General features: G+C 44.0%; 1 pseudogene. It reads left to right on the top strand.

Annotated features, from left to right (window positions below):
* Positions 1 to 518, top strand: a pseudogene (locus tag HC175_RS17350) (tryptophan-rich sensory protein); the annotation flags it as partial.

The following is a 518-nucleotide window of genomic DNA, read 5'->3' as shown; positions in this document are numbered from 1 at the left end:
TAATTTTCAATTATTTTTCTAATACCGGAGCCATAAACGGGGAAACCATGGGATCTGTTTCAGCCGATTATCAGAATCTATTTACGCCCGCCAGGTATGCATTTTCTATTTGGGGTTTGATCTATTTGGCGCTCGCCGCCTTTGTAATATTTCAATTAGCGAATTCCAGGGGCAGGGAAGAAGCCGGTAAAATAGGATGGTGGTTCGTTATTTCCTGTGCGCTTAATATTGCCTGGATCTTCGCCTGGTTAAATCACTTCGTAGGCCTTTCGGTTTTGATCATGGTGTTGCTGCTGTTTTCTTTGATCATGATCATTTTTAAAACACGAATGGAATTGGATGATGCGCCACTTTCGATCATTGCTTTTGTGTGGTGGCCGTTCTCGTTCTATTCCGGTTGGATCACTGTGGCTCTTATTGCGAATACTGCTGCCTGGTTGACGTCCCTGGATTGGAATGGCTTTGGAATTTCAGAAGTTATCTGGACTCTTCTCATGATTGGCGCTGCCCTGGCTATA

This window comes from Salinimicrobium oceani (genome assembly GCF_012037645.1).
Note: the sequence above shows the minus strand (reverse complement) of the source record. Positions and strands in the feature narration are given on the sequence as shown.